Annotated in this window: 20 protein-coding genes and 1 tRNA gene; 10 read left to right on the top strand and 11 right to left on the bottom strand. The window is 50.8% G+C overall.

The genetic code is table 11. The features are described from left to right. From BUB94_RS10550 to BUB94_RS10540, 3 genes are all read left to right on the top strand, one after another. Nucleotides 1-417: fibrobacter succinogenes major paralogous domain-containing protein (locus BUB94_RS10550; protein ID WP_217653125.1), on the top strand; the 417-nt coding region annotated here is incomplete at its 5' end. A gap of 60 nt (nucleotides 418-477) precedes the next feature. Continuing rightward, nucleotides 478-576 (top strand): LEPR-XLL domain-containing protein, encoded by a 99-nt coding sequence (locus BUB94_RS16225; RefSeq protein WP_175549720.1) that lies wholly within the window; start codon nucleotides 478-480, stop codon nucleotides 574-576. Between the two features lie 612 nt (nucleotides 577-1188). Then, complete coding sequence (locus tag BUB94_RS10540; protein WP_083538227.1) at nucleotides 1189-2349, top strand: FISUMP domain-containing protein; 1161 nt, start codon at nucleotides 1189-1191, stop codon at nucleotides 2347-2349. 406 nt (nucleotides 2350-2755) lie between these two features. Here BUB94_RS10540 and thrH read toward each other — a convergent pair whose 3' ends face one another. The 4 genes from thrH to sufB all read right to left on the bottom strand — a co-directional run bounded on the left by thrH (nucleotide 2756) and on the right by sufB (nucleotide 6801). Continuing rightward, nucleotides 2756-3373: a bifunctional phosphoserine phosphatase/homoserine phosphotransferase ThrH gene (gene thrH / locus BUB94_RS10535; protein WP_073159879.1), complete on the bottom strand. Its 618-nt coding sequence runs from the start codon at nucleotides 3371-3373 to the stop codon at nucleotides 2756-2758. A gap of 20 nt (nucleotides 3374-3393) precedes the next feature. Further along, the gene (locus tag BUB94_RS10530) at nucleotides 3394-4275 is read right to left on the bottom strand and encodes an Hsp33 family molecular chaperone HslO (RefSeq protein WP_073159882.1); all 882 of its coding nucleotides are present in this window, start codon (nucleotides 4273-4275) and stop codon (nucleotides 3394-3396) included. Between the two features lie 101 nt (nucleotides 4276-4376). Further along, nucleotides 4377-4940 carry a DJ-1 family glyoxalase III gene (locus BUB94_RS10525; RefSeq protein ID WP_073236826.1) on the bottom strand — a complete coding sequence of 188 codons (564 nt, stop codon included), beginning with the start codon at nucleotides 4938-4940 and terminating at the stop codon, nucleotides 4377-4379. A 445-nt stretch (nucleotides 4941-5385) separates the two neighbouring features. Continuing rightward, nucleotides 5386-6801 (bottom strand): Fe-S cluster assembly protein SufB, encoded by a 1416-nt coding sequence (gene sufB, locus BUB94_RS10520; protein ID WP_073160045.1) that lies wholly within the window; start codon nucleotides 6799-6801, stop codon nucleotides 5386-5388. 98 nt (nucleotides 6802-6899) lie between these two features. On the opposite strand from sufB, the gene BUB94_RS10515 reads away from it, so the two are divergent. From BUB94_RS10515 to BUB94_RS16845, 3 genes are all read left to right on the top strand, one after another. Continuing rightward, nucleotides 6900-7940 carry a histidine phosphatase family protein gene (locus tag BUB94_RS10515; protein WP_139258384.1) on the top strand — a complete coding sequence of 347 codons (1041 nt, stop codon included), beginning with the start codon at nucleotides 6900-6902 and terminating at the stop codon, nucleotides 7938-7940. 21 nt (nucleotides 7941-7961) lie between these two features. Continuing rightward, nucleotides 7962-9371, top strand: a complete 1410-nt coding sequence (locus BUB94_RS10510; protein ID WP_073236810.1) for a sodium-dependent transporter — start codon at nucleotides 7962-7964, stop codon at nucleotides 9369-9371. Between the two features lie 152 nt (nucleotides 9372-9523). Then, nucleotides 9524-9691 (top strand): hypothetical protein, encoded by a 168-nt coding sequence (locus tag BUB94_RS16845; protein WP_158535448.1) that lies wholly within the window; start codon nucleotides 9524-9526, stop codon nucleotides 9689-9691. Between the two features lie 6 nt (nucleotides 9692-9697). Here the strand turns inward: BUB94_RS16845 and BUB94_RS10505 are convergent, their stop codons facing one another. Further along, nucleotides 9698-12757, bottom strand: coding sequence for a type IA DNA topoisomerase (locus tag BUB94_RS10505; protein ID WP_073236807.1), 3060 nt, complete (start codon nucleotides 12755-12757; stop codon nucleotides 9698-9700). 33 nt (nucleotides 12758-12790) lie between these two features. Next, nucleotides 12791-13255 (bottom strand): hypothetical protein, encoded by a 465-nt coding sequence (locus tag BUB94_RS10500; protein WP_073236804.1) that lies wholly within the window; start codon nucleotides 13253-13255, stop codon nucleotides 12791-12793. A 739-nt stretch (nucleotides 13256-13994) separates the two neighbouring features. Here BUB94_RS10500 and leuA2 point away from each other — a divergent pair. The 4 genes from leuA2 (at nucleotide 13995) to BUB94_RS10480 (ending at nucleotide 19073) form a co-directional block, all read left to right on the top strand. Continuing rightward, a complete protein-coding gene (gene leuA2, locus BUB94_RS10495) occupies nucleotides 13995-15566 on the top strand; it encodes a 2-isopropylmalate synthase LeuA2 (RefSeq protein ID WP_249269331.1) in 1572 nt (523 codons plus the stop codon). A gap of 66 nt (nucleotides 15567-15632) precedes the next feature. Then, nucleotides 15633-16010, top strand: coding sequence for a hypothetical protein (locus BUB94_RS10490; RefSeq protein WP_073159892.1), 378 nt, complete (start codon nucleotides 15633-15635; stop codon nucleotides 16008-16010). Nucleotides 16011-16022: 12 nt separating this feature from the next. After that, nucleotides 16023-17696, top strand: a complete 1674-nt coding sequence (locus tag BUB94_RS10485) for an alpha-glucosidase (protein ID WP_073236800.1) — start codon at nucleotides 16023-16025, stop codon at nucleotides 17694-17696. A 3-nt stretch (nucleotides 17697-17699) separates the two neighbouring features. Further along, nucleotides 17700-19073 carry a pyridoxal phosphate-dependent aminotransferase gene (locus tag BUB94_RS10480; protein WP_073236797.1) on the top strand — a complete coding sequence of 458 codons (1374 nt, stop codon included), beginning with the start codon at nucleotides 17700-17702 and terminating at the stop codon, nucleotides 19071-19073. Here BUB94_RS10480 and mqnE read toward each other — a convergent pair. The 5 genes from mqnE to recN all read right to left on the bottom strand — a co-directional run bounded on the left by mqnE (nucleotide 19070) and on the right by recN (nucleotide 25025). Then, a complete protein-coding gene (mqnE, locus tag BUB94_RS10475) occupies nucleotides 19070-20110 on the bottom strand; it encodes an aminofutalosine synthase MqnE (RefSeq protein ID WP_073159896.1) in 1041 nt (346 codons plus the stop codon). The two genes, BUB94_RS10480 and mqnE, sit on opposite strands and share 4 nt — an antisense overlap. Beyond that, nucleotides 20098-21849 (bottom strand): ATP-binding protein, encoded by a 1752-nt coding sequence (locus BUB94_RS10470; protein WP_073159898.1) that lies wholly within the window; start codon nucleotides 21847-21849, stop codon nucleotides 20098-20100. Before BUB94_RS10470 ends, mqnE begins: the two co-directional genes overlap by 13 nt. Nucleotides 21850-21991: 142 nt before the next feature. After that, nucleotides 21992-22065 (bottom strand) — tRNA-Met (locus BUB94_RS10465). Between the two features lie 100 nt (nucleotides 22066-22165). Beyond that, the gene (gene pgsA / locus BUB94_RS10460; protein ID WP_073159900.1) at nucleotides 22166-23341 is read right to left on the bottom strand and encodes a CDP-diacylglycerol--glycerol-3-phosphate 3-phosphatidyltransferase; all 1176 of its coding nucleotides are present in this window, start codon (nucleotides 23339-23341) and stop codon (nucleotides 22166-22168) included. A 31-nt stretch (nucleotides 23342-23372) separates the two neighbouring features. Continuing rightward, nucleotides 23373-25025, bottom strand: coding sequence for a DNA repair protein RecN (gene recN / locus BUB94_RS10455; RefSeq protein WP_073159902.1), 1653 nt, complete (start codon nucleotides 25023-25025; stop codon nucleotides 23373-23375). Nucleotides 25026-25032 lie beyond the last annotated feature (7 nt).

The raw sequence follows: 25032 nt of genomic DNA, 5'->3' as shown, positions 1-25032 counted from the left end.
GCTTCGGAAAAATGTCCTAATAAGTTTGACTATAGCAATAAGAATGAAAAACTCGACGGATATATCAATTTTCTCCAGCATCAAGGCATTTGCCCAGACGGGTGGCATGTGATGAACGAGGATGTATGGACGCTTCTGTCTGAAATGAGCGGTAGTGATGTTGCCTATTACATGGGCTCAATGGTTACCGGATTCGGTAGCAAGAATTCTTACGGGTTATCGATACTGCCAGCCGGGTATTGGCAAGAAGAAAAATTCGAACACATTACTGAGTCTGTGGGCTATTATCTGCCGCAACAACATAAAAGTCAAGAGGATGTTGCTCAAGCGGCCTATGTTAACAAAAATTCTTTTAGTCGGAGTGGAGGGGCGCTTAAGACAAATGCTCTTTCCATCCGCTGTGTAAAAAACTACTAATTATAACAAGAATTTAAATAAATTAACGAAGCCTTTCCTTTGAAAGGCTATAGGGGTTATGTGTCTAAACTCAACAAGAAGAACAAAAAGTCCAAGAAAAACCGTAACAATTACAAGATCGAGTCTCTTGAACCGAGACTCTTGATGGACGCTGCGTAAAAATGATGCTCACATATAAATTTTTTAAAAAGCCGAAGAAGGCCTATTTTTTTTTGAAAACGTGGAATTTGCGGCAACCTTACGGGATGCCGCATTTTTTATGTCGTAATGTTGTAAGTTGTTTGTAATTTTGTGGTGTAAGATTTTTGTATTAAGTAATTTTTTTTGTTTCAATATAAAGTAAAGTTTTGGGATGATTTTGTATGACATCCGGCTTATTATTTACTAATTTTTGGGATGTATGTTTTTTGCCTATGAAGTTGTTTCACCTTTGAAAAAATTATGAGTTATGAGTTGTGAGCTATGAGTTGTGAGTTACGCGGCTTCGCTGCAGGAGAAGGCGATTGTGGGCATCGAGAGTCCCCTCAAGACTTAAGGTTCCTCAAGTTTTTTTCGCTTACACGGTTTTCCGCCGCTGATACGTTGTTCCGCAGCGAACCTCTAAACCCGCGGCGAAGCCGCCAAATTTCCTCTTATAATTCATAGTTCATAATTAAAACCCCGCGCCAACGGCGCCAAATTTTAACCTCGAAGCGAGCCCCGCGAGCGCGCTCATACCTCGAACCTCGTGCCTCATCAACAATTTCTATTTTCTTTCTTTGGAGTAAAAAAATGAATCGACTGTTACCTTTTGCCCTTGCCCTTGTTGCCGCTACCATGTGCTTTACCGCCTGCGGTGACGACGACAGCAGCAGCTTCGTTGAACCGGAAAAGGAATCCTCCGACAGCGGCGCTACCCTGAGTGGCGACAGCCATGAAGGCTCTAGCCCCTCGTCTTGCAGCAGCAAAGATGACAAATCCAGCAGCAGCGTTTCGTCTTCGACTACGAACAGCTCTTCCTCTGCGAAATCCAGCTCGTCCACGGACTCCATGAGCAGTTCTTCAAGTGATGATATGTTTTTGTTTAGTTCAAGTTCCTTTCCTAAAGAGTTGATGTGTTTTGTTGAGTGTACGGAAGATTGTGAAGGAGTGACCTATCATCATAAAGATGGTTTCCAGATGATTTGCCGTAGTGGACAATGGCTTAATCTTGATTCCATGGAAAATGCGAATACGTCTAGCAGTAGTTACTTTGATATGACAAACCAGTTCAACGAGAAGGTGTCTTACGGCGAGTTCACCGACCCTCGCGACGGACAGAAGTATCGGACGGTTAGCCTGAAGGATGGCATCTATTATACGGACACGCTTGTGTATTTCGCGGAAAATCTCAATTTTGGAAAGATGATTGCGGGCGGCACGCTACAGGGCGACTCGACCAAGTACTGCTACGATGACGACCCGTGGTACTGCGAGAACGGCTGGGGCGGACTCTATACCTGGAGCAACGCCATGAACCTTCCTTCGGTCTGTGATTCTGTCTCGCTGGGGTCAGAACAATGCAATTATTCTTTTGCTCGAGACAAAGATGGAAAATTGATTGACGGTGAAATCATTCACCAGGGGCTTTGCCCGGATGGCTGGCATATAGCGAATGATGGCGAATGGGCGAATCTTCAGACAAAAAGCAGCAACAGCGTCGCGTACTACATGGGCTCGAAGGTCGCCGGCTTCGGTAGCAACAACTACGGCCTGTCGATACTGCCTGCGGGGTATTGGCAGTTGGGAAAATTTGACCAAATTAAGTTGTCTGCAGGTTTTTATCTTCCTCAACAGCATAATAGTAATGAAATTGCTGGTCGTGCAGTATATGTGGAAAAGAATTTTTTTGAACGATCGGGGGGAGCTAGTAAGATTCACGCTCTTTCCATCCGCTGTGTAAAAAACTACTAACTATAACAAGATTTTAAACAAATTAACAAAGCCTTTCCTTTGAAAGGCTATAGGGGTTATGTGTCTAAACTCAACAAGAAGAACAAAAAGTCCAAGAAAAACCGTAACAATTACAAGATCGAGTCTCTCGAACCGAGGCTCTTGATGTGCTCGCTGCGTAAAAATGATGCTCACATATAAATTTTTTATTTTTGGCTATGTTCTTTCAAAGTGTAGACCTAATATAACTAAGTAAAATATCACACCCTTTTACTTACTGAGATTTACCTACCTAAAAACTGTATCTTAGATACTTGGTCTAACCTAATTTTTGTTGAGTTAGACCATTTTTTTTATTTAAAAGTATGCGGAAACAAAAATAAACGCCGCTTTGGAGCGGCGTTTATTAGCAGTAAAGCCCTAATAATTAAAGGGTGTCCTGGAACTTATGGAACTTTTCGAGGAGCTCTGCGTAAGTCTTGGTGGCTTCCAGCTGGGGGAACTGAGCGACGATGGAATCCGGGGCGCAGAAGAAGCAACCCTTGTCTGCCTGCTTCAGCATGCCTGTATCGTTGAAGGAGTCTCCGCTAGCAAATACCTTGAAGTTCAGGTCTTGCAGGGACTTGACCACCTTGGTCTTCTGGTCGTTCAGGCGCAGGTGGTAACCCTTGATCATGTCATTTTCTACAACAAGGTTGTGGCAGAAAATGCTGGGCATGCCCAGGTTCTTCATGATGGGATAGGCGAATTCCTGGAAGGTGTCGCTGAGGATGATCACCTGGGCTTCGTCGCGGAGTGTGTCCATGAAATCGCGGGCGCCTTCCAGCAGGCCCAGGTTGGCGATTACATTCTGGATGTCGCTGAGCTTGATGCCTTCGCGTTCCAAAATCTTGATACGGCCCTTCATCAGAACGTCGTAGTCGGGAATGTCGCGGGTGGTCAGGCGCAGGTCGGCGATGCCGGTCTTTTCTGCAACGGCAATCCAGATTTCCGGAGCGAGAACGCCTTCAAGGTCCAGGGTGACGACACATTGTTTGGTAAACATATTAATCCTTCGGATTGACGTTAATTCTTTTTACGGCTGGCGATGATTTCGCGCAGGTCGTTCAGGGTGATCTTATACTTGTTGCGGCAGAAGTCGCAGGTGACGTCCAGGTCTTCGCCGTCTTTTTCCAGATCTTCCAGGTCATTGAGGGGGAGGGTCGCTACGGTACCCACCATGCGTTCCTGGCTGCAGGGGCAGTAGGCCTTGGGTTCAATTTCCTTGACGATGTCGATTTCGTAGGGGCCGCGGAGCTGGTCCAGCAGTTCATCCAGGTCAAAGCCTTCGGCCTTGGTCATGTCCTTGAAGGTGGGCAGGTTCTGGATGATCACTTCAATCAGGTTGATGTCCTTGTCTTCAAGATCCGGAAAGGCTTCGATGTAGAAACCGGCGGCGTAGTCCAGTTTGCTGGGGTCTTCTTTATTGAAATTGGCTTCGATACCCACAGCGGAACGTACCTGTTCGGACTGCAAGAGGTAGCTGGCCAGATTCTGACCCATAGAAACGGAGGGGGCCTCGATAATGCTTTCGTGAACGCGCTTGCCCTGTTCGTTCAGCTTGACCACCTTGACGGTCTGGGGAACGAGTGCGGGTTCGTTGCCGCCGATGGCCTGCAGTTCGCTCTGCGGAATCATGGCGCGGATCAAACCCTGGGGAGTGGAGTCTGACTGGATGCAGGTGATCTCGCCACCAAAGCTGGTGGTGAAACTTACGGTGCCGGGGAACTTGAGGCCTGCGCTCAAAAAGAGGCTGGCGATGGAGTTCTCGGCCATGAGCTTGAGGGCGTAACCCTTGGCGTCATGCTGCTTGCCGATGGTGTTCATGGTCTTGGTCAGGTCAACCACAATCAGGCGGAAGGGAGTCTTCTTGCCTGTGGCGCGGATAATGCGATCTTGAAAATTCATAGGGCCAAATTTAGTAAAAAAGCCCCAAGGTTTCACCTTGGAGCTGTCGCAAACTGAGCCGTTTCAAAGGCCTGCGCTTCGGTGGAGCGCGCCCCGAAGTTTTAGCGGGCTACCACCTGCTTGCGGATCTTTTCGGAGGTTTCGCGGTTGGCTGCCTGGGCCAGGCATTCAAAGGCGAATTCTTCGGCGGTACCGGCGCCGCGGCTGGTAATGATGTTGCCATCGACGACTACGCGGTCGGTAAGGAACTGCTTGCAGTCCAGTTCCACTTCGCAGCCCGGGAAGCAAGTACACTTGCGGGTCTTGAGGAGACCTGCCTTGGAAAGAACCAGCGGGGCGGCGCAGATGGCGAAAATCCACTTGCCTTTGGAATCAAAGTCGCGCAGGACGTCGGCAACGGCTGGGTCAGCCTTCAGGTTCTGAACGCCGGGGCCGCCACCGGGGAGGCAGACTGCATCGAAGTCGGCGAGGCTAGCTGCGGCTCCTGCCATCACGTCTTTCAAGAGAACGTTTGCCTTGATGGCCAGACCATGGGCGCCTACAACTTCCAGGCTATCGCTGATGGAAGCCAAAGTCACATTCAGACCGCCACGCTGCCAGTAGTCAAAAGGAGTAACGAATTCGGTTTCTTCAAAACCGTTAGCCATCAAGAAAAGAACGTTCATAAATACCTCGTTGTTTGCGGGTTCCATCTAGAGGGGGCCGAAGACCATGCGTTTCTTAGGTTTGTAGGAGTGGAATCCAATTTTTTCACAATATAACAAGAAATGAATCTAATCGGAGTGAAAGTGATGCCTTTTCGGCAAAATGGGTTACTAAATATGTTTGAAGATGTGTTTTAGTAACCCCTTTTTTGAATAAATTAAACAAAAAGTGCTGGTGAAAGGAGCTTTTCCTGTGTGAGGCTCTTATTGTGGGTTACTAAAATTGATGTGTAAAGGACTTTAGTAACCTTTTAAAGAGAAAATGTTGTAGATAAACTAAATATTGGGTTACCAAAACGTTGAAATTGGTTTGTTTAGTAACCCCTTTTGTAAAAATACGCTCAAAGATGGGGGGCGGTTGTGTTTTCCGGTGACACGCGGAGGGGCGCTCAGGATGACACGCGAGTTACCCCACGCTGTGTTCCAGCTTCAATGTCAGAAGCTGGCGGGCTTCGGTGGCGAATTCGCCGGGGAGTTCCTTGAACACGTCCTTACAGAAACCGCCTACCATGGCCTGAATGGCGTCTTCGCGCTTGATGCCGCGACTCTCGAAATAGAACAGCTGGTCTTCGCTGATGCGGCTGGTGGTGGCTTCGTGTTCCGTCTGTGCGGTGGGGTTTGCCACCGTGATATACGGGAACGTATGGGCGGCGCTCTTGTCACCAACCAGCATGCTGTCGCACTGGGTGTAGTTGCGGGCGCCTGCGGCTCCCTTACGGATAGAAACCTCGCCGCGGTAGGCGTTGCTGGAGCAGTCGGCACTGATACCCTTAGAAATAATGGTGCTCCTGGTGTTCTTACCGATGTGGATCATCTTGGTGCCGGTATCGGCCTGCATGTGTCCGTTGGTAAGGGCAACGCTGTAGAATTCGCCTACGGAGTTGTCGCCAACCAGAACGCAGCTGGGGTACTTCCAGGTGATGGCGGAACCGGTCTCTACCTGGGTCCAGCTGATGCGGCTGTTCTTGCCGGCGCACTTGCCGCGCTTGGTCACGAAGTTGTAGACGCCACCTGCGCCAGTTTCGCGGTCGCCGGCGTACCAGTTCTGCACGGTGCTGTACTTAATCTTGGCGTTCTCGTTGGCTACCAGTTCTACGATAGCGGAATGGAGCTGCTTGCTAGAGAATTCAGGAGCGGTGCAGCCTTCCAGGTAGCTGACTTCGGCATTGTCGTCGGCGATAATCAGGGTGCGTTCGAACTGGCCTGCTTCCTTGTTGTTGATGCGGAAGTAGGTGGACAGGTCCATGGGGCACTTGACGCCTGCGGGAATGTAGACGAAACTTCCGTCGCCAAAGACGGCGCTGTTCAGGGCGGCAAAGTAGTTGTCGCCTGCAGGAACCACGCTACCCAGGTACTGTTCAATCAGTTCCGGATATTCCTTGATGGCGTCGGAAATACTGCAGAAGATAATGCCCATTTCCATGAGTTTCTTCTTGTGGCTTGTATAAATGCTGACGGAGTCGAACACGGCGTCCACGGCTACGTTGGCCAGGCGCTTCTGTTCGTCCAGGGGAATTCCCAGCTTTTCGAAGGTGGCCAGAAGTTCCGGGTCCACGTCTTCGATTTTTTCGTGGGATTTCTTGTTCTTGGGAGCGGAATAATAGACGATGTCCTGCAAATCTACAGGTTCAAAATTCAGTTCGCCCCACTTGGGCTGCTCCATGGTCAAGAGCTTTTCGTAGGCCTTCAGGCGGAAGTCCAGCATGAACTGAGGTTCGCCACGGAGAGCGCTGGCACGGCGGATGACATCTTCGTTAAGACCCTTTTCAAAAGCCTCGTTCTCGATATCAGTCACAAAACCATACTTGTAATTTTCGCTCATGATCAACCTACGTTCTTTATAAAATTAGCGGCTCAAATATACAAAAATTAAAAAAGTGGAAAATCTTGAAAAAGATCATCTTACTATATTGGAACATTATGATGAAGAAATTTTTATTGCCCATTTCTATAGCCGCCATGCTCTTTAGTGCATGTGGTAGTGATAGTTCCAATGATTCTGGTGTGGCCGTCAATCCGCCTGCCGATGATCCGCAGACTCCTCCCATAGAAACCCCGGTTAATCCGGCCAGCTCTGCCACGGTTGGTGATGATCCCAACTCGCAGCCCATCGAATCTTCTGCTTCGCTGGAAATTTCTTCTGCATCCGAGATGCCTCTGGACACTTCCTTTGTGCCCGAGGGCGATACCTCTTCTATCAGCGGCATTACCGGTAACGATATGCCCTTCGAAATCCTGACTGAAGAAATCGAAAAGGACCGTCAGTATGTCGCTGCTTCGGCCATTACCGATTACGAAACGGTTCAGTCTGTTTATGAAAGCCTGGAAGAGGGCGACAAGGTTGCCTTTGTCATTCGTCATGGACGTCGCGAAAGTGGTGTCGGTGTTGAATCCAAGCTGACCGAGGCCGGTATCGAACAGTCTCAGCGCCTGGGCGGTTTTTTGGCCAGTTCCGAAGCTTTCTCTTACGGTCATACCGATTTCGTGCGTACTCGCAGTACCGCAATCAACATTGCCTACGGTCGTGGTGAAGATACGACCAGCTTCCAGTCTGTCATTACCAATCGCCTGGTGGCCAGCACCTACATCAAGGACATGGAACTTTTTGAACAGTACAAGAAGGATTCTACCGCCAGTATTAATGAAGGTGAAGTATACTCCCAGTGGGCCTTCGATGGTTTGCTGACCTCTGCCTTCTATGACCTGGAAGCCCGTGCCGTTCAGACGATTGTGCAGGGAATCATTCCCAACATGTCTGAAACCAACCGTGTGAATATCTTTATTAGCCACGATATGTTCCTGATGCCCTTGATGATTTACGTCTCTGACCGTAAGATTGATCGTTTGCGCTACCATGTTTCCAAAAAGGGTGTGTACTACCTAGATGGCGTGGCCGTAGTTATCAAGGCTAACGGAGAACGTCGCTACCACGTTGTGAACGGCATTGAATTTGGAACCTAAGAAATCTGCGGGTTATTGAAAATGAATCAAAGAGAAAATTTTAAATCTCGTCTTGGCTTTATTTTGATTGCGGCGGGTTGCGCCATTGGTATCGGTAATGTTTGGCGTTTCCCCTTCATTACGGGCCAGTACGGTGGTGCCGCATTCATCCTGATCTACTTGTTCTTCCTGGTGATCTTGGGCTTGCCCGCCCTCATTGCCGAATTTGCTGTCGGTCGTGCCAGTAAGCGCGGTATCGGCCGATCTTTCGAAGAACTGGAACCTGCCGGTTCCAAGTGGCATATTGCCAAGTATCCCATGATCGTCGGTGACTACCTGCTGATGATGTTCTACACCACGGTGAGCGGCTGGATGATGTACTACTTCTACCACATGGCGGTGGAAGGGGATATTCATGGCCTGTCTCCTGAACAGGTGGGTGAACGATTCGGCACCATGTTGGGGAATCCCAGCGTGCAGGTGGGCTGGATGGCTATTGCTACCATTCTCGGTCTGGGAATCGTTTCTCTGGGCTTGCAGAAGGGCGTGGAACGTGTAACCAAGAGCATGATGTCTATGCTTTTCGTGATCATGATTATTCTTGCCATCCGCGCTGTGACCTTGCCCGGTGCTGAAGAAGGCCTCAAGTTCTACTTGCTCCCGGACTTTGCCCGTCTGCAGCAGCAGGGCGTTACCGAAGTAATCTTTGCCGCCATGGGACAGGCTTTCTTTACCTTGAGTATCGGTATCGGTTCCATGTCCATCTTCGGAAGCTACATCGGCAAGAAGCATACCCTAGCCAAGGAAGCGGTGAATATCTGCGTCCTGGATACGGTGGTGGCCTTGCTTGCCGGTTTGATCATTATTCCCAGCTGCTTCGCTTTCAATGTGGAACCGGGTGCTGGTCCTGGCCTTGTGTTCGTGACTCTGCCCAACATCTTTAGCCAGATGCCTGCGGGTCGCTGGTGCGGTGTGGCCTTCTTCCTGTTCATGAGCTTTGCCGCCCTGAGTACCTTGGTGGCCGTGTTCGAAAACATCATCTCTTTCTGGATGGACCTGAAGGGTTACGACCGCAAGAAGGTGGTGAAGTGGAACATTCTGGCGATTATCGTTCTTTCCTTGCCTTGTGCTTTGGGCTTTAACGTGCTTTCTGGCATTCAGCCCTTTGGTGCTGGCAGTGGCGTTCTCGACCTGGAAGACTTTATTGTTTCTAACACCTTGCTGCCTCTCGGTAGCTTGTTCTTCGTGGTGTTCTGCAACTTCCGTTACGGCTGGGGCCAGAAGAATTTCTACGATGAAGTCAATACCGGTAGCGGTATGAAGCTTCCCGTAAACGGGATTGTCCGTTTTTACATCAAGTGGATTCTGCCCTTGATCGTGCTGGTCATTTTCATTATGGGTTACATCCAGAAGTTCGCTCCGGATTTCTACAACCAGATTCTTGGTAAGTAGTTTTGCAGGCTGTTAAAGTCTAACTGATAAATGATCGACAAATAAGTCCGGCGGGTAAAACCGTCGGTCTTTTTTTTGCATATAAAATTGTCAGAAATTGACGCGAATGTAAACCTATATTTGTACACGTAAAAAAGAAAAAAGGATTAACTATGCACAATATTCTGAACATCCAGCGCAACAACACTCTCTTCGGTCTTCTTCTGGCAGCAGCTCCCGCCGTTTTCTGTGCAATGCTGGTGGGGGCCGGCAGTGTCGTGGCTGCAGCCGCTGTTACCGTAGCTTACCTGAGCGTTCTTGTGGGCGAACGGATCGATTAAGGTTTGCTATTTCTGCTTGATGACTTCAACAGTCAACTTGTTAAAGCCCAGCTTTCCGCCTTCGCGGATTTCTAGGGCGGCACGGAAGGTGGTGACGTCCTTCTTGAACGGTTCTAGCACCGGCGAGAACTTGTTCTTCAGCAGATTTTCCACTTCTTCGTCAGAGAATTTGCGCTGGTAGAACACTTGCGGAATGCCGTAACCGCATTGCATGCACTGGTAGCCGCCATCTACCTTGCGTAGGAAACCTCCGCAACCGGGGCAGGGGTATTCGCGACGGAGGAACTCAAATTCTACGCGGCCTACGGGGCTCATTTTCAGGAAGGCGTCAAAGTTTTCGCCCTTCTTGTTCTTGAATCCGCTAATCAGTTCCGTTTTTTCGCCGTTGAGCAAGGCCTTGATGTCGGCGGCACGGAGTTTCTTGCCGGCGACTGTTTTGAACAGTGTGAACTTGCAATCACAGGGATTGCCTTGTTCATCGCGGTCGGAACCTTTACCTGTGCAGAAGATGGCGTTCTTGTTTTCTTCTAGGGTGTGTTTGCAGATGGGGCACTTAAACTTGGTTTCGGTACCGTGGAAGTGTCCGTCATTTTCGAAGGCGAAGGTGGCCTTGTGATCGCTATCCCAGACCACCTTGGCGCTAAAGGCCTGGCCCTTCTTAGTGATAAAGTCGGTGATGACGTCGGTGGTGCCGTTGCTGAACAGCTCCGCCATTTCTTCGTCGCTCATGACGTGGCCGGCGATAGTCTTATAGAAAACGAAATCGCAAGGCTCTTCGCAAATGAGACGGTTGCCTAAACTTTTTAGTTTCTTTTGGCACTTGGGGCAGGTATAGTCTGTGGGGGCTGCGTCCTGGGGTTCGTCGCTAAATTCAAATCCGATGTTGCCGTCTTCGCCAAGAACCAGGTTGGCGCTGAAGGTGGTTCCCTTCTTGCTCTTGAAGCCGCTGAGCAAGTCAGATTTGCCGGTGGCCAGAAGCTTGCCCATTTCGGCGTGGCTAAGGGTGCGGCCTGCAATGGTGTGGCCTGCCTTGAAACCGCATTCGCCATTCTTGCAGACGTATCCCCAGGGGGCGATTTCCATGGGCTGGCTGCACTTGGGGCAGGGGAGAGCTTCTGTTACGGTTTCTCGTTCAAACTGGCTGCCGTATTTTTCGTGAAGCTGAACAAAAAGTTCCTTCACATATTCCACGATGCCGTCGCGGAATTCCTTGGGATCCAGGTTGCCCTTTTCTACTTGGGAAAGCTTGTATTCCCATTCGCCGGTCATTTCGGGGGACTTGACTTTTTCGTCCATGAGGGCGATGACTTCGCGGCCGCGGGCGGTACTGACCAGATTGTTTTTCTGGGCTTCGATGAATCCGCGCTTTTTCAAGGTCTCGATGATGCCTGCCTGAGTGGCTGGAGTTCCAAGACCGCGGTCCTTCATGGCTTCGGCCAGTTCTTCGTTGTCGATCTGCTTGCCTGCAGTCTTCATGGCGGCAAGGAGGGTGGCTTCGGTATAATACTTGGGCTTGGACTTCTTTTTCTTCTGAAGTTCCAGGGCGTCGAAGGGGGCCTTGTCGCCGATTTTCCAGTCGGGAAAGGATTCTACGATATTGGTGATGTCGTCAGAATTGCCGCTGTCGTCGCCGGATTTTCCGTCGGCTGCGGCGGAGTCGGCGCCTGCGTCGCCCTTCTTCTTGGATTTGGCCTTCTTCTCTTCTTTGACCAATGCGCGGAAACCTAAGTCCTCGTTCTGCTTCAGCTTAAGGCGGAAGGTTTCTGCGTCACTGCCCGCAGGGGCGGTCAGTGTCACTTCCATTTCATTCCAAACATAGGGTTTCAGCCATGCCTGGACAAAACGTTCCTTGGCCAGATTGTAGATGTTCTCTTCCATTTCAGGGAGACCGTTGGGCAGTTCCCCTGTAGGAATGATGGCAAAGTGGTCCGTGACCTTGCTGGAATTGATGAAGACGAAATTTTCCGATTCCGGACGCATGATCCCTTGCTGCTGGGGCGTTGCCAGGCGTTGTGCCAGGGCGTAAGCTTCCTGCTTCATGGTGTCGGGCAGGTAGGCGGAGTCGGTACGGGGATAGGTAAGCAACTTCTTTTCGTAAAGATTCTGGGCGCAATCCAGCACTTGCTGGGCGCTGTACTTAAAACGCTTGTTGCCTTCTTTCTGCAGTTCCGTCAGGTCGAAAGGTTTTTGGGGGAACTGCTTTTTCTGCTGGACGTCAATGCCTGCGATGACCGCATCTTCGGGCGGGGCGCATTTGTCCACTACGGCCTGGGCCGGTTCCTCTTTTTCAAAGACCGCCACTTTCAGGGCAGGGCCTTCTGCGCTGTCCTTGCCAGAATCCTTGGCGTCGCGGTCGGGGCGCAGCAACTGTGCCTGGAATCCTTTCCAGGTTCCCACTACGCTGTAGTAATACAGTTCCTTGAACTGTTCCACCAGGGCGTCTCGTTCTACAATCAAGTTTAAAGTGGGTGTCTGCACGCGGCCCACAGAAATCATCTTGCCGCGGCCAGCCGTAAGCGTATAGGCTCGAGTGGCGTTAAGGCCTACCATCCAGTCGGCGCGCTGACGCAGGCGAGCGGCATAACTCAAGTTTAATCGCTGGGTGGCATCTTCCAGATTTTTCCAGGCCTTGTCCAGATCCTTGGCCACATAGCTGTTCACCCAAAGACGCTTGATCTGCTTTTGCTTAAAGGCGGGGGTAAAATCAAGGACCAGGTCAAAAATCAGATTACCTTCGCGGCCGGCATCGGCGCCGTTCACGAGGACATCCGCCTTACTCATCATTTCTCGCACAACAGTTAGCTGTTTTCTTGTGCTTTCAATCTCCATAAGGCGGAACTTTTCAGGGAGCAAAGGCAAGTTGCCCAACTTCCAGCCCCCTTCGAAACCGGGGTAGGCATCAAGGGGGGCCAGGGTAATCAAGTGACCCACACACCAGGTAATGCAATGGTTCTGCCCAATCAGGCAACCATCTCCCTGTGTGAATTTTTCGCCCTCCAGGCGTTCCAGCATAGGTTTGTAATGTTGGTTTGCAACGGAAGGTTTTTCGGCCACTAATAGAATCATGGGGGCAAAGATAATAAAGTTCGAACTTTTTTATTACAGGATGGGGTCCAAGTTCTGCAAAGCCTTGGCGGCGGCTCCCTGGGCGAATTTCTGTTCCAGATCCGTGAACTTCTCGTTCCAGAATTTTGTTTTTTCGCAGGAGAGGCGCGCTCCCCGTTCGTAAATCCACAGGTAACAATCCTCGTCGACGACTTCGTAATCGGATCCGCCGTTGAACACATTGGCTACACCGTAAACTTCGTGGTCCTTGCTCAGGATGACCTTGCAACCCAGAAGCATGGAGAGATTTTGACAAGCCTGTTCCAGGGCGGCATTGTCCAGGTCCTCGCTCTTCATCGAGAATCGGGAAACGTTCCGCTCGTCGATTTTCAAACCCAGGGATTCGAAGTCCTGTTCGACCCAACTCATCTTGTTGATAAACTTGCGAAGCGAAGAAATGTCCTGAACCTGGTCCGGTTCCGGAAAAATTCGCCCTCTGACAGTATACTCGTGTTCCATAAAAAGAAAAGTAGAAAAAACGCAGCGCGATTATAAAACTAGTATCTCCCCGCTTTGTCGCCTTTTACGAAGAAATCCACCTACGTTTCCAAAGCTCGAATACGAGCGGAATGGTCTGCGATATCCGCCTGCTGTTTTATCCATGGGGGCGAGGAACGCATTTCCCGTAGTGCGAAATAAATTCGCGGGCGATTGTCTGGCGATATACAAAAAAGTCGGTGTTTCCGACGGAAAGAATATATGAAATTCAAGAGTCATGTCTGACATCTATGTTTAAGGAAGATATGACCGTTAATAGTGCGTTCTTGTCGGTGAGCATACCGTGGAACTGGAAAAGCCGGCCATGTCTGGTATCTATGTCCTTCGTGTCTCGGCAGGAAATTCAAGTCGGAACATGCTGATTAAATTCTAGCAGTCTGGTCTTGTTGAACAGCTACTAAAAAATAAGGAGTTTCCCTTGCCGTGGGGGAAACTTCTTTGTATATTCATCAGCATGAAAATGATCCTAGACCTACAACTTCTACTTTGCACCGCTCTGTGTAATACCGAGGCGAGGTTTTAGGGTATTGAATCAATAAGACTTTTTTTATTGAAATTGAACACTAAAAAGGCTTGCTTCCTCGGGAAAGCGGGCCTTTGTTTTTTGGTCAGAGGGATAAAAAAAGCTATCTTTGAGATTGAAAATTAAATGACTTTGCGTTCCCGGTGAAAATCGAGGGAAGCGGCAAGGAGATGAAAAATGAAGTGCATGATGGATTGTGCCGATCAGGCAAGAAAACCGTTTTTTTACGACGTCACTCTGCGTGACGGTAACCAGGCTCTGCCCAAGCCCTGGAATAACGCCCAGAAGAAGGACGTTTACCTCCAGTTGTTGAAGCTGGGTGTGCAGGGGGCCGAAGTGGGTTTCCCGGCTTCTAGCGAAATGGATTTTGAATCTTGTAAGGAACTGGCCCAGCTCACCGCAAAGATGGCTGAAGAAGGTGATGAAGTCGCCCAGAAGATCGTGGTGGCTGGTCTTGCCCGTTGCGTCCCCAGCGACATTCAGCGCTGCTGGGAAGCGGTCCAGTATGCTCCCAATCCTCGTATCCACACCTTCTTGGCAACTAGCCCCCTCTCCATGGAACACGTGCTGCACATGACTCCGGAACAGGTGAAGGCCAAGGCCGTGGAATGCGTGAAGTTGGCAAAGTCTCTGGTGGGTGACCGCGGTACCGTGGAATTCAGCTGCGAACATTTCGGTGACTGCCTGGAAAACATGGACTTTGTCATTGAAGTTTTGAAGGCCGTGGTGGAAGCGGGGGCAACTACCTTGAACTTGCCCAACACCGTGGAACGTTATCGCCCCATGCTGTACATCTCCCAGATCAAGCAGGTGTACGATGCTCTGCCCAAGAACGTGACTATTTCTGTTCACTGCCATAACGACCTGGGCATGGCAACTGCCGCTACCCTGGAAAGTTTCTTCGTGGGTGCAACCCAGATGGAAGTGGCCTTGAACGGTCTGGGTGAACGTTGCGGTAACACCAACTTCTACGAAGTGGCTGTGGGCCTGCACAACTCCGGTGTAGACACTGGCCTGCATCTGGAAAGAATTTACGAAACCGCCATCCTGATTTCTCAGTGGTCCGGTATCAACATCTACAATCGTGCTCCGTTGATCGGTGCCGAAGCTATCGTCCATCGTAGCGGTATCCACCAGGATGGCGCCAGCAAGACCAAGGACATGAAGAAGGGTGCATACCGCCCCATCGACTACTCCATCATCGGCCGTAACCAGAACGATTCCCTCAGCTTCACCAGCCAGAGTGGTCGTACCGCCGTGTACGAAATCATCACCAAGTTCGGTTACAAGATGAGTCTGGCCGAAGCCGCCGAACTGCAGCCCATCTTGAAGGCTTGCAGCGAAAAGGAAGGCGAACTGAGCGCCGAACGGGTTCTGGATGTTTTCCGCGAACAGCGCGTTAACGTGAACGGCCGTTTGGTGTTCAACAACATCGAAGTTGTTCCCGATGAAAACCGTTTCGTGTTCCACTTCAAGAAGGACAAGGAGCCCATAATCAAGTCCATCACTGCCGAAGGTCCCATTGAAGCTGGCCTTATGCTCATGCGTGAAATCGGCATGCCGGTGGAACTGGTGAAGTATCGCCAGGTGGTGGTTCCTGAAAAGGATTCCATGTGGGCTGGTCGCGGTCTCAGCCGTATTGTGCTGAAGGCCAATGGCAAGGAAGTGGAAGGCCGCGGTGTTTCTAGCGATACTCTGAAGGCTAACATGCGCGCCCTGTTCGGCGGTGTGAACCTGCTGTACAGGTAGGCTGTAAGTGTCATTCCGAGCGTAGCCACGAAGTGGCGAAGTCGAGGAATCTAGAGTAGAGGAATTATGGATTTAACTGGTAGACTGACACGTCCGTTCAAGAAACGCTACGCCATGTACGCCGACAAGGTCGGTGGTTTTGTGGTGCCGATAAAGGATGCCGTGGCAGGTCTGCTGGGCCACTTTCCCGATGTAAAGGCTTTTGCCGGTTCCGAGGATCTGGCTGATTCCGATGAGGCTTCTGCCGGTGCCGAGGGTGCCGCAAATGGTGCCGCTCCGGCAGGGAAGGTGGGCCTGCTGGATCGCATTAAGAACTTCAAGAAATCCCTGAAGGAAATGAGCGACTTCCAGAAGCTGATCCTTTTGACCATCGCCGTTGTTCTGCCTGCCGGAATTTTGGTGGCCACGATTCTAGTGGGCCTGATCAAGAAGCACAAGAAATAGTTTTGACGTCGTATGCAGCGCTGGAAACATACCATTGCCTACGAAATTTATCCCAGCAGTTTCCAGGACTCCAACGGAGATGGAATCGGGGACCTGAACGGCATTACCAGCCGGCTGGATTATCTGAAGTCTTTGAACGTGGGGGCGATCTGGCTTACGCCGGTGTATGCGTCTCCCATGGTGGATAACGGCTACGACGTTTCCAATTTTTACGAAATCAATCCCCTGTATGGAACCATGGCCGACATGGACAACTTGATTGCCCAGGCCCATAAGCGTGGCATCAAGATTGTGATGGACCTGGTGTTCAACCACATGTCCGATCAGTGTGAATGGTTCAAGGAATCCAAGTCCAGCCGCCACAATCCCAAGAGCGATTGGTTCATCTGGAAAGATGGCGTTGCTGGCGAACCGGGAACGCGACCGGCTCCTCCCAACAACTGGCGCGGTATCTTTGGCGGCTCCGTGTGGGAATGGAATGAAGAACGTCAGCAGTACTACATGCACACCTTCGCCACCCAGCAGCCCGACCTGAACTGGGAAAATCCCGACGTGCGCCAGGCCCTTTTCGACATTGCCAACTTCTGGATTAAAAAGGGCGTGGGCGGTTTTAGAATTGACGCCATTCCCTACATCAAGAAACCGAACGGCTTTGAAAGCGGAATCCCTGATGCAAGCGATGGCCTGGTCAGCGTTCACACCATGACCGTAAATACCCCGGGTGTCCTGGATTTCTTGCAGGAGTTCAAGAAGAACGTGACTCAGGGCAAGGACGTGTTCACCGTGGCCGAGGCAAACGGCGTGGGACCCGACGACTTGAAATATTGGGTAGGGGAGAACGGCGCCTTCGATATGCTCTTCGAGTTTGGCCACCTGCACGATGTTGAAATCTGGTGCAAGCCGTCGCCCTACGGCATCATGGATTTTAAGAAGGCTCTGCTGGCAAGCCAGGAGGCCACTGCGAAGAACGGCTGGTATCCTGCCTTTTTCGAAAATCACGACAAGCCCCGCTGCGTGAACAATTACTTTAGCGAACGGGTGGCTGCCGATCCCAAGCTGCGCGTGTTGGCGGCTAAGGCCATGGCTACGCTGCTCTTGACCTTGCGAGGGACTCCCTTCCTTTACGAGGGTCAGGAAATCGGCATGACCAACGTGCAGTGGAACGACCTGGAAAAGTACGACGAAATCAATACCAAGGCCCAGTACAAGATGGCCCTGCAGGAAGGCTTTTCCCACGAGCAGGCCATGGCCTTCGTAAACCGTTTTAGTCGCGATAATTCCCGCACGCCCATGCAGTGGAACGCCGACGCCAACGCCGGATTCACCACGGGCAAACCCTGGCTCTCCGTGAACGACAACTATGTCGAAATCAACGTGGCGGCCCAGGAATCGGACCCAAACTCCGTGCTGAATTTTTACCGTCGACTGATCGCCTTGCGCTCTTCCAATGCCAATCTGGACGGGGGCCCCTTTACGGCGCTGCTCCCCGAACACGAACAAATGATGGCCTATAGGCGAGGTGACGGCATTGTGGTGCTGGTTAACCTTGGCGAGACGGAAGTTGAATATGATGGACGCCTGGTAGAGAACCGCAAACTATTAATAGGCAATTACGAAGGTCCGTTTGAATCGTCGGGCGTAACAAGAGTTTTAAGACCGCTAGAAGCTGTAATCTATGGGATGTAATAAATGAACCGTTTGAATGTTAGACTTTCTGAAAGGCTTCCCAATGATTTGACTCCCAGCCCCTTTTTCGAAGAGTTGGAAAAAGCGAAAAAGGAAAGCGCTCCGTTTATCGACATGACCGTCAGTTCGCCGGTTCGCGTGGGACTGCCTGTGGAATTGGACTCCGCGGTAGACGAAGCCCGCAAACAGTTCGGCCATTGGTCTCCCGATGCCTCGGGCTGGCGTGAGGCCCGAGAAGCCGTTGCCGCTTACTATCGTGAAAGAGGTGGTCGCTTTACTGCAAACCAGGTCATCATTACCGCAAGTACCAGCGAAGCTTACTCTGTACTCTTTAAGACATTCTGCAATCCAGGCGATGCCATCTTGACGCCGATGCCCGGCTATCCGCTGCTGGATACGCTGGCCCAGTTGGAACATCTGGAATGCGCTCCCTATTTTTTGAAACTGATCCGCGAAAAGAAAACTGGGCTAAAGACCGTTCGCTCTTTACGTCAGGAACTTTCCGCGCATCATGCTGAGCAAAGCCCGCAGGGCGGAGTCGATGCATCTTGCCTTCCTGAATCTTCCGCTCCCCAGTTCCGCTTCGTGCTGGATACAGACAGCCTGCTGGCCGCTCCCGAAAACGCCCGCATCCTTCTGCTGGTTTCGCCCCATAATCCCACAGGCCATATTGTGGGCCTCGCCGAGTGGAATGAAATTGTTCGCTTCTGCGAAGAGAACACCTTGATTCTCGTGGTAGATGAAGTCTTCGGCGATTATGGCTTCAGCGACGAAGTCAAACGCAGTTGGCTGTATTTGCGCGGCGGAAACCGCAATGGTCTTGGTGACGGAAACATTAACGCCGACTTCTTTGACTGCGGTGGAAACGACATTGTCTTTGCTCCTGTAAACGGCCCCAAGTGTCCCATTTTCTGGCTCAATGGTTTGAGCAAGGCTGTTGGCGCTCCGCAATTAAAATTCGGCTGGATGGCCTTCTATGCCCCCCGTGAAAATTTCGAAGAAATCCGTGCCGCCCTTGAATTCGTTGAAGACGCTTACTTGAGTGCTTCTTCTTGCGCCCAGTCTCTGGCGGCACCGCTTTTGGCTCGCTCCGCCGATTACGAAGCCCAAGTTCGTGAGCGTCTGCAAAACAATTGGGAAACCCTTCGTGCCGCATTCCCCGGCAAGTATTGCCCCAAGGTTCTTGGGGGCTGGTATGCCGTGTTGCATCTGGGCGACGATGACGAGGAATTGACTCTTCGCCTACTTCGCGAAAAGCGTGTGCTGGTACAGCCGGGATTCTTCTTCGATTTCGAAGATGACGGCTGGGTTGTAATTAGCTTGTTGCAAGAGCCTGCGTTGTTCGCCGAAGCGGTCGAACGCATGGTTGAGCTTTAAGAGAATCGTTCGTAAAGAGCGTCGCGTTCCACCGGTTCCAAACCTTCGTTCAAAATCAGCTGACGCATACGTTCCGGACTCATGCCCACGGGAACCTTGGCTCCTGCGGCGTGGGTAATCTTTTCTTCGATGATAGTTCCATCCAAATCGCTGGCACCGGAGTGCAATGCCTTCATGGCGGTCTCGATTCCCATCTGGATCCAGTAAGCCTTGATGTGGGGGAAGTTATCCAGGAACAGTCGTGCCACCGCCACCGTACGCAGAATATCTTCCTGACTGGTCATGTTGGGAACGATGCTGTGAAGGGCGTTGTGTTCCGGATGGTACACCAGAGGAATAAATGCGAAAAAGCCGGGGGCTTCATCTTGCAGGTCGCGGAGCATCTTCATGTGAGCGATGCGATGTTCCGGAGTTTCGATATGGCCGAACAGCATGGTGGCGTTGGTAGGAATGCCAATCTTGTGTGCCGCACGGTGTACATCCAACCATTCTTCGCCAGTTTCCTTACCCGGGCAAATCTGGTCGCGAACACTCTGCACCAAAATTTCGGCACCGCCGCCGGGCAGTGCATCAAGACCTGCGCCCTTCAACGTTTCCATGATCTGCAGGGGAGTCTGCCCAGACAGTTTGGCGAAGTGGGCGATTTCTACTGCGGTAAAAGCCTTCAGGTTGACCTTGGGAAATTCTACGCGAAGCTTGCGCAACATTTCGATGTAATAATCGAAAGGGTGATCCGGATGGAGGCCGCCAACAATGTGCAGCTCTCTTGCACCGCCTTCAATGGCGAAAGCCGCCTTGTCGCGAATGGTGTCGTAATCCCAGTCGTAGGCGGTAACGCTATCTTTCTTGATCTTGCTGAAGGCACAGAACTTACAATGCAGAACGCATACGTTGGTGTAGTTGATCTGGCGGTTGTTCACCCAATAAACTGATTTGCCGTGGCGACGTTCCTTCTCTACATTTGCCCTGGCGCAAAGTTCTTCCAGGGGGGCGTTCAAAAATAAATCAAGAGCTTCGGATTCTGTTAGACGCGACATATAAGATTCTTCGGTAGATATTTCAGTACCATTTTTTCAAGCTGGTCGGCATGGATCGGCTTTGACAGGTAGTCTACAAAACCCTCACTCAGGTATTGTTCCCGTGCGCCTTCCAGTGCGTTGGCTGTCAACATGACAACAGGCGTATTAGGATTCATGTTGTCTAGAGACCGCATCAGACGGAAGGTTTCGACACCGTCCATCTTGGGCATCATGTGATCCAGGAAAATCAGGTCGTACTGTTTTTCGCGAACCATCTTCAAACATTCTTCGCCGCTGACGGCCGTATCGATTTGCATCTGGGTCTTCTTGAGAAGTCCCGAGAAAACCTTCAGGTTCATAGATACGTCGTCGACGACCAGGATGTGGGCGTTGGGGGCGTGGAACTCTTCGTGGTAAGTAGGTTCCTCTTCCTGAACAGAAACATTTATGTCGCCTACCGGCGTTGCAGAAACAATCTTTTGGGGAAGGCTAACCTTGAATGTGGATCCGCGTCCTGCAATGCTTTCGACTTGAATGGTTCCGTTCATCAGTTCGACCAACTGCTTGGTGATGGCCAGACCCAGACCGGTTCCTTCGATATTGCGGTGAAGCCTTTCATCAATTCGGCTAAAAGAATCAAACAGGTACTTCAGATTGTTTTCGGAAATGCCTACGCCAGTATCCTGGACTTCGATAATCAAGTTGATCCAGTCTTTTTCGCCAATGGTCGTATAAACGCGAAGCGTAACGGAACCGCTCTTGGTGTATTTGATGGCGTTGGTCAGCAGGTTGCTGCAAATCTGGCGGATACGGGGTTCATCGCCTAGCAGGACCGAGGGTGCAGCCTGTTCAACATCTGTTCGCAGTTCCAGTCCCTTGCTTTCTGCTCGGTTAGCAATCAGGTTGAAGGAATCCTTAACCAAAATTCCCAGGTTGTATTCTGTGGGAATGATGTTCAGTTTACCCGATTCGATCTTTGAAAAATCAAGAATGTCGTTAATAAGGGAAAGCAAGGCCTTGCTAGATGTCTTGATATTCTTTGCGTATTCCAGGGAATCAGGTTCCTGGGATTCTCTCAGGATCAGTTCGTCGTTTCCCAGAATGGCGTTAATGGGGGTGCGAATCTCGTGGCTCATGTTTGCGAGAAAATCGCTCTTTGCCTTGCTGGCCGCTTCTGCCTTTTCCTTGTATTGGATGTTCTGGCGGAGCAGGTGGTTCATGTATTTCTTGTTCAAGTTGATATTTCGCTTGAGCAAGATGGCTATGGCGACTTCAGCTGTGTAAATGAAGGGGAGGCGGACGCGTACAGATTCCTGGTACTGGTAGCAGTATTCAAAGACTGGAGTGAAAAAGGCTATGGCTAGGATGGCACCGATGAACAGAGGGAAGCCTACCGCTAACTTTGTGTGGAAACAGTAAAGGGCGATGACAGGGACTAGCACCACCCACATGACACCGAAACCTTCGTGACCGCCATTGATGATGTAGGTGATAATCAGGACGGTCAGCATCAGCATCGTGACGGGGGTTGCAACTTTTAGGGAATCGAAACGGATGATGGTGAAGTAGCTGAAGAACATGATGAACGCGATACCACCATTGATGGCGGCGATCAGGGGCTCTTTTTGCATGATGTTCACCGCGATGAACATGGTGCAGATTATGGCGAAAACCAATGTCACGATCCTCATTGCGGGAATGTACAGGATTTTATCGTCGTTAATCAGTCTTGAAAAATTGTCGTCTTTTTCCTTCATCGGTGGACAATTTAGAAAAATATGGATGTTTTTTAGAATACTATCAATTGGGTGTGAGGTTAATAACGTTGTTTTGGAAACAATGCTAACTAGGAGAAATGCAAAAAAGAAAAGAGATCTAAACTAGATCTCTTTTCTTTAGTAGCGGGGGCAGGACTTGAACGCTGCGACCTCCGGGTTATGAGCCCGACGAGCTACCAACTGCTCTACCCCGCGTCGATGTTGAGACCATATATAGAAAAAGCCTTGAACATTGTCAAGGCTTCTTGTGCATTTTTTTTGTCCGTCGGACGTACCGACTAGATCTGTATACTGATTAGACGAACTTCTTAAGGATATGCTTGCTAGAAACGAAGTAGTCTACGCCACTGAGTACAGTCACTGTGGTAATGACGCCCATGACAATCTGCGGGAAGTTTTCCCAGATGCTATCAAAGCCGGGAATCATCATGCGCACGGGGTCAATAGCGCCTAGGAGAATGGCTACAATGCCTGCGCCCTGGAGGGCTGTCTTCCATTTACCGCTGCGACGGGCCGGCATAATCAGACCTTCGCTTGCCGCCAGAGTGCGTAAGGTTTCAACGCTGGATTCGCGGAAGTAAATAATCGCGACCATCCAGACGGGTGCGTAACCTGTTGCGATAAAGCACATGAAAATGGTCATGTTGGAAATCTTATCGCTGAAGGGGTCCAGATATTTTCCGAGGGTGCTGACTTCACCCATTTTGCGGGCGAGATGTCCATCCAGAAAATCGGTCAGCATAAAGCCAAGAACCATCACTAAGGACAAAGTCTTAAAGACCAGGCTGTTGTTGCTGTAGTTCAGGTCGTTGTCGTAGAAGAATACCCACAGGAAGAAAGGCGTCAGAACAATGCGGCTCATGGTGAGCTGGCTAGCAATAGAAAGAGGCTTGCGGTGTGCGGGGTCGCGGTAGTACCAGTAAGCGTAAGCTGCTGTTGCTGCAAGAACCAGCAGGATGCTGGTGACCATGGCAATCTGCTGATAGTCTTCCAGGTTCAGCAGGTAGACACCCATAGTTACTGTAATAGAAATGTTTGAAAGCTTGCTCCAGCGGCGCTTACGGGGGAGTGTCTTTCCTTCGCGAAGAACTCCAAGAGAAAACAGAGTGTGCGCAATGGTTCTTGCCAGTAGAACTACGCAACCTACTGCCAGCAGCTTTTCCGCCTGGTCATTCTGCATCAAGTCGCGAATGAAAATGCTGGTCAGAACGGTAAAGGAGAGCATCCCGTCGATAAAGTTCAGCCACAACCTGTAATAGGGCTTTTCGATTTCCTGGGATCTGAGCTGGTAAAGATTGACCCAACCCATGATCAAGGCGATGCCGACAAATGCACAGGCCGTCTTGGCCATGCCAAGCCAGATGAAGGCGATGACCGCTAAAAAGACAACAGCGCGCATGGCGCTCCAGATACGAGTGCGTAGTCTTACTTCAGATTTTTTCTCTTCAGTTAAGATAGTTTCTTCAGTCATTTTTTTGTTCTCTACAAATTCCGTATAAAATCTACAAGTTTTCGTCCAACAATTGTTTTGCGTGTTCGCGAACTGTATCGGAATCACCCCCTAACATGCGGGATATCTCGGCGATACGCCCATCTCGGTCTAGTTCGACCACAGAAGTGAAGGTTCTGCCGTCAATTTCCTTCTTGCTGACGGCCAGCTGGTTCTCTGCGCGGCTGGCGACCTGGTGCAAGTGGGTGATGGTCAAAATCTGGTGGTGCTTGCCCAACTTGCGGAGTGCGTCTCCGATGCTGTTTCCCACTTCGCCGCTGATACCGGAGTCCACCTCGTCAAAAATCAGCAGGGGCACGCGGTCCAGTTCCGCCATAACGCTCTTGATGGCCAGAAGCATACGGGAAAGTTCACCGCCAGAAACGGCCTTCTGCAGGCTCTTGAATCCTTCGCCGGGGTTGGGGGCCAGCAGGAATTCAATGCGGTCGGCGCCGTTGGGCGTGAGGGCCTGTTCCTCGATGGAGGTCTTGAATTCAGCCTTGGGCATGCCCAAACTATGGAGAATTTCGCTGACGGCGCTGTCGTAACGTTCGGCGGCGTTCTTGCGGGCTTCGGTCAAAAGGCCTGCGATGCGGTTCAGTTCCGCCTGTTCCTTGTTTGCCTGGCGTTCCAGTTCCTCAAGGTCGGCGTCCAGATTTTCAAGACTGTCCAGTTCGGTGCGACGCTGCTCGGTCAGTTCCATAAGGCCTGCCACGTCGGTGCGGTACTTGCGCTTCAATTTCTGGATCTGGGCGATGCGGGCATTGGCGCGATCGATGTCTGCCGCACTTACCGCTGCAGACGGCGACAGTCTCATCAAGTCCTTGCAGATACTTTCAAAGGGGTCCGCCACTTCAACCAGGGCGTTCAAATCTTCGTCGTAGTCGGGAACCTTGGCGGCCAGGGTGCGCATCTTGGCCTGCAGCAACTGCACCTGGTCTAACAGTCCGTTTTCACCGCCGAGAATTCCCTGGACTTCATCCAGGTAACGGCGTTCCGCTTCCACCTTGGAGGCGCTGTTTACCTTTTCTTCAAGAGCTTCTTCTTCGCCTTCTTTCAGGTTGGCCTTAGAAAGTTCCTCGAACTGGAACTTTAAAAAGTCCTTCTGGGCCGCAAGATTCTTGGCCTTTTCTTCGGTTTCTACAATCTTGGACTTGATACCGTTCCATGCAGACCAGTGGCCTGCATATTCTGTCAGCAGGTTTCCGTTGCCGGCGTAGTCGTCCAGCATCTTGGCGTGGGTACGGGTGTCGCGGAGCAGCAGCTGTTCGCTCTGGCCGTGCATCTGGATCAGTTCTTCGCCCAGCTTCTGCAGGTCAGACAAGTTGACCACGGAACCGTTTACGCGGGCTCGGCCCTTGCCGTTTTCCAGGACTTCGCGGCGGATGATCAGTTCGTCATTTCCGTCGTCCAGTTCCAGTTCCTTGAGAACGTTCCTTACGTCATCTTCGCCAGAAATGTCGAAGGTGGCTTCCACAACGGCCTTGTCTGCGCCAGTACGAACAAAGCTCCCTTGAGCCTTGTCTCCGCAAACCACGCGAAGTGATTTCAGGAGAACGGACTTACCAGCACCGGTTTCGCCGGTGATTGCAGTGAATCCCTGACGGAAGGGAACTTCCGCTTCCGAGATCAGGGTGAAACCATTAATAGAAAGCTGCTTTAACATACCGCAA

This window comes from Fibrobacter sp. UWH9 (genome assembly GCF_900129715.1).
Taxonomy (GTDB): Bacteria; Fibrobacterota; Fibrobacteria; order Fibrobacterales; family Fibrobacteraceae; genus Fibrobacter.
The sequence above is the reverse complement of the archived record's forward strand: the minus strand, read 5'-3'. Positions and strand labels throughout refer to the sequence as shown.

Excerpts from the sequence above, each read along its gene's own strand:
- BUB94_RS10540 (WP_083538227.1), top strand. The coding sequence starts at position 1,189 with ATGAATCGACTGTTACCTTTTGCCCTTGCCCTTGTTGCCGCTACCATG.
- thrH (WP_073159879.1), bottom strand. The coding sequence starts at position 3,373 with ATGTTTACCAAACAATGTGTCGTCACCCTGGACCTTGAAGGCGTTCTC.
- BUB94_RS10530 (WP_073159882.1), bottom strand. The coding sequence starts at position 4,275 with ATGAATTTTCAAGATCGCATTATCCGCGCCACAGGCAAGAAGACTCCC.
- BUB94_RS10525 (WP_073236826.1), bottom strand. The coding sequence starts at position 4,940 with ATGAACGTTCTTTTCTTGATGGCTAACGGTTTTGAAGAAACCGAATTC.
- sufB (WP_073160045.1), bottom strand. The coding sequence starts at position 6,801 with ATGAGCGAAAATTACAAGTATGGTTTTGTGACTGATATCGAGAACGAG.
- BUB94_RS10515 (WP_139258384.1), top strand. The coding sequence starts at position 6,900 with ATGATGAAGAAATTTTTATTGCCCATTTCTATAGCCGCCATGCTCTTT.
- BUB94_RS10510 (WP_073236810.1), top strand. The coding sequence starts at position 7,962 with ATGAATCAAAGAGAAAATTTTAAATCTCGTCTTGGCTTTATTTTGATT.
- BUB94_RS16845 (WP_158535448.1), top strand. The coding sequence starts at position 9,524 with ATGCACAATATTCTGAACATCCAGCGCAACAACACTCTCTTCGGTCTT.
- BUB94_RS10505 (WP_073236807.1), bottom strand. The coding sequence starts at position 12,757 with ATGATTCTATTAGTGGCCGAAAAACCTTCCGTTGCAAACCAACATTAC.
- BUB94_RS10500 (WP_073236804.1), bottom strand. The coding sequence starts at position 13,255 with ATGGAACACGAGTATACTGTCAGAGGGCGAATTTTTCCGGAACCGGAC.
- leuA2 (WP_249269331.1), top strand. The coding sequence starts at position 13,995 with ATGAAGTGCATGATGGATTGTGCCGATCAGGCAAGAAAACCGTTTTTT.
- BUB94_RS10490 (WP_073159892.1), top strand. The coding sequence starts at position 15,633 with ATGGATTTAACTGGTAGACTGACACGTCCGTTCAAGAAACGCTACGCC.
- BUB94_RS10485 (WP_073236800.1), top strand. The coding sequence starts at position 16,023 with ATGCAGCGCTGGAAACATACCATTGCCTACGAAATTTATCCCAGCAGT.
- BUB94_RS10480 (WP_073236797.1), top strand. The coding sequence starts at position 17,700 with ATGAACCGTTTGAATGTTAGACTTTCTGAAAGGCTTCCCAATGATTTG.
- mqnE (WP_073159896.1), bottom strand. The coding sequence starts at position 20,110 with ATGTCGCGTCTAACAGAATCCGAAGCTCTTGATTTATTTTTGAACGCC.
- BUB94_RS10470 (WP_073159898.1), bottom strand. The coding sequence starts at position 21,849 with ATGAAGGAAAAAGACGACAATTTTTCAAGACTGATTAACGACGATAAA.
- pgsA (WP_073159900.1), bottom strand. The coding sequence starts at position 23,341 with ATGACTGAAGAAACTATCTTAACTGAAGAGAAAAAATCTGAAGTAAGA.
- recN (WP_073159902.1), bottom strand. The coding sequence starts at position 25,025 with ATGTTAAAGCAGCTTTCTATTAATGGTTTCACCCTGATCTCGGAAGCG.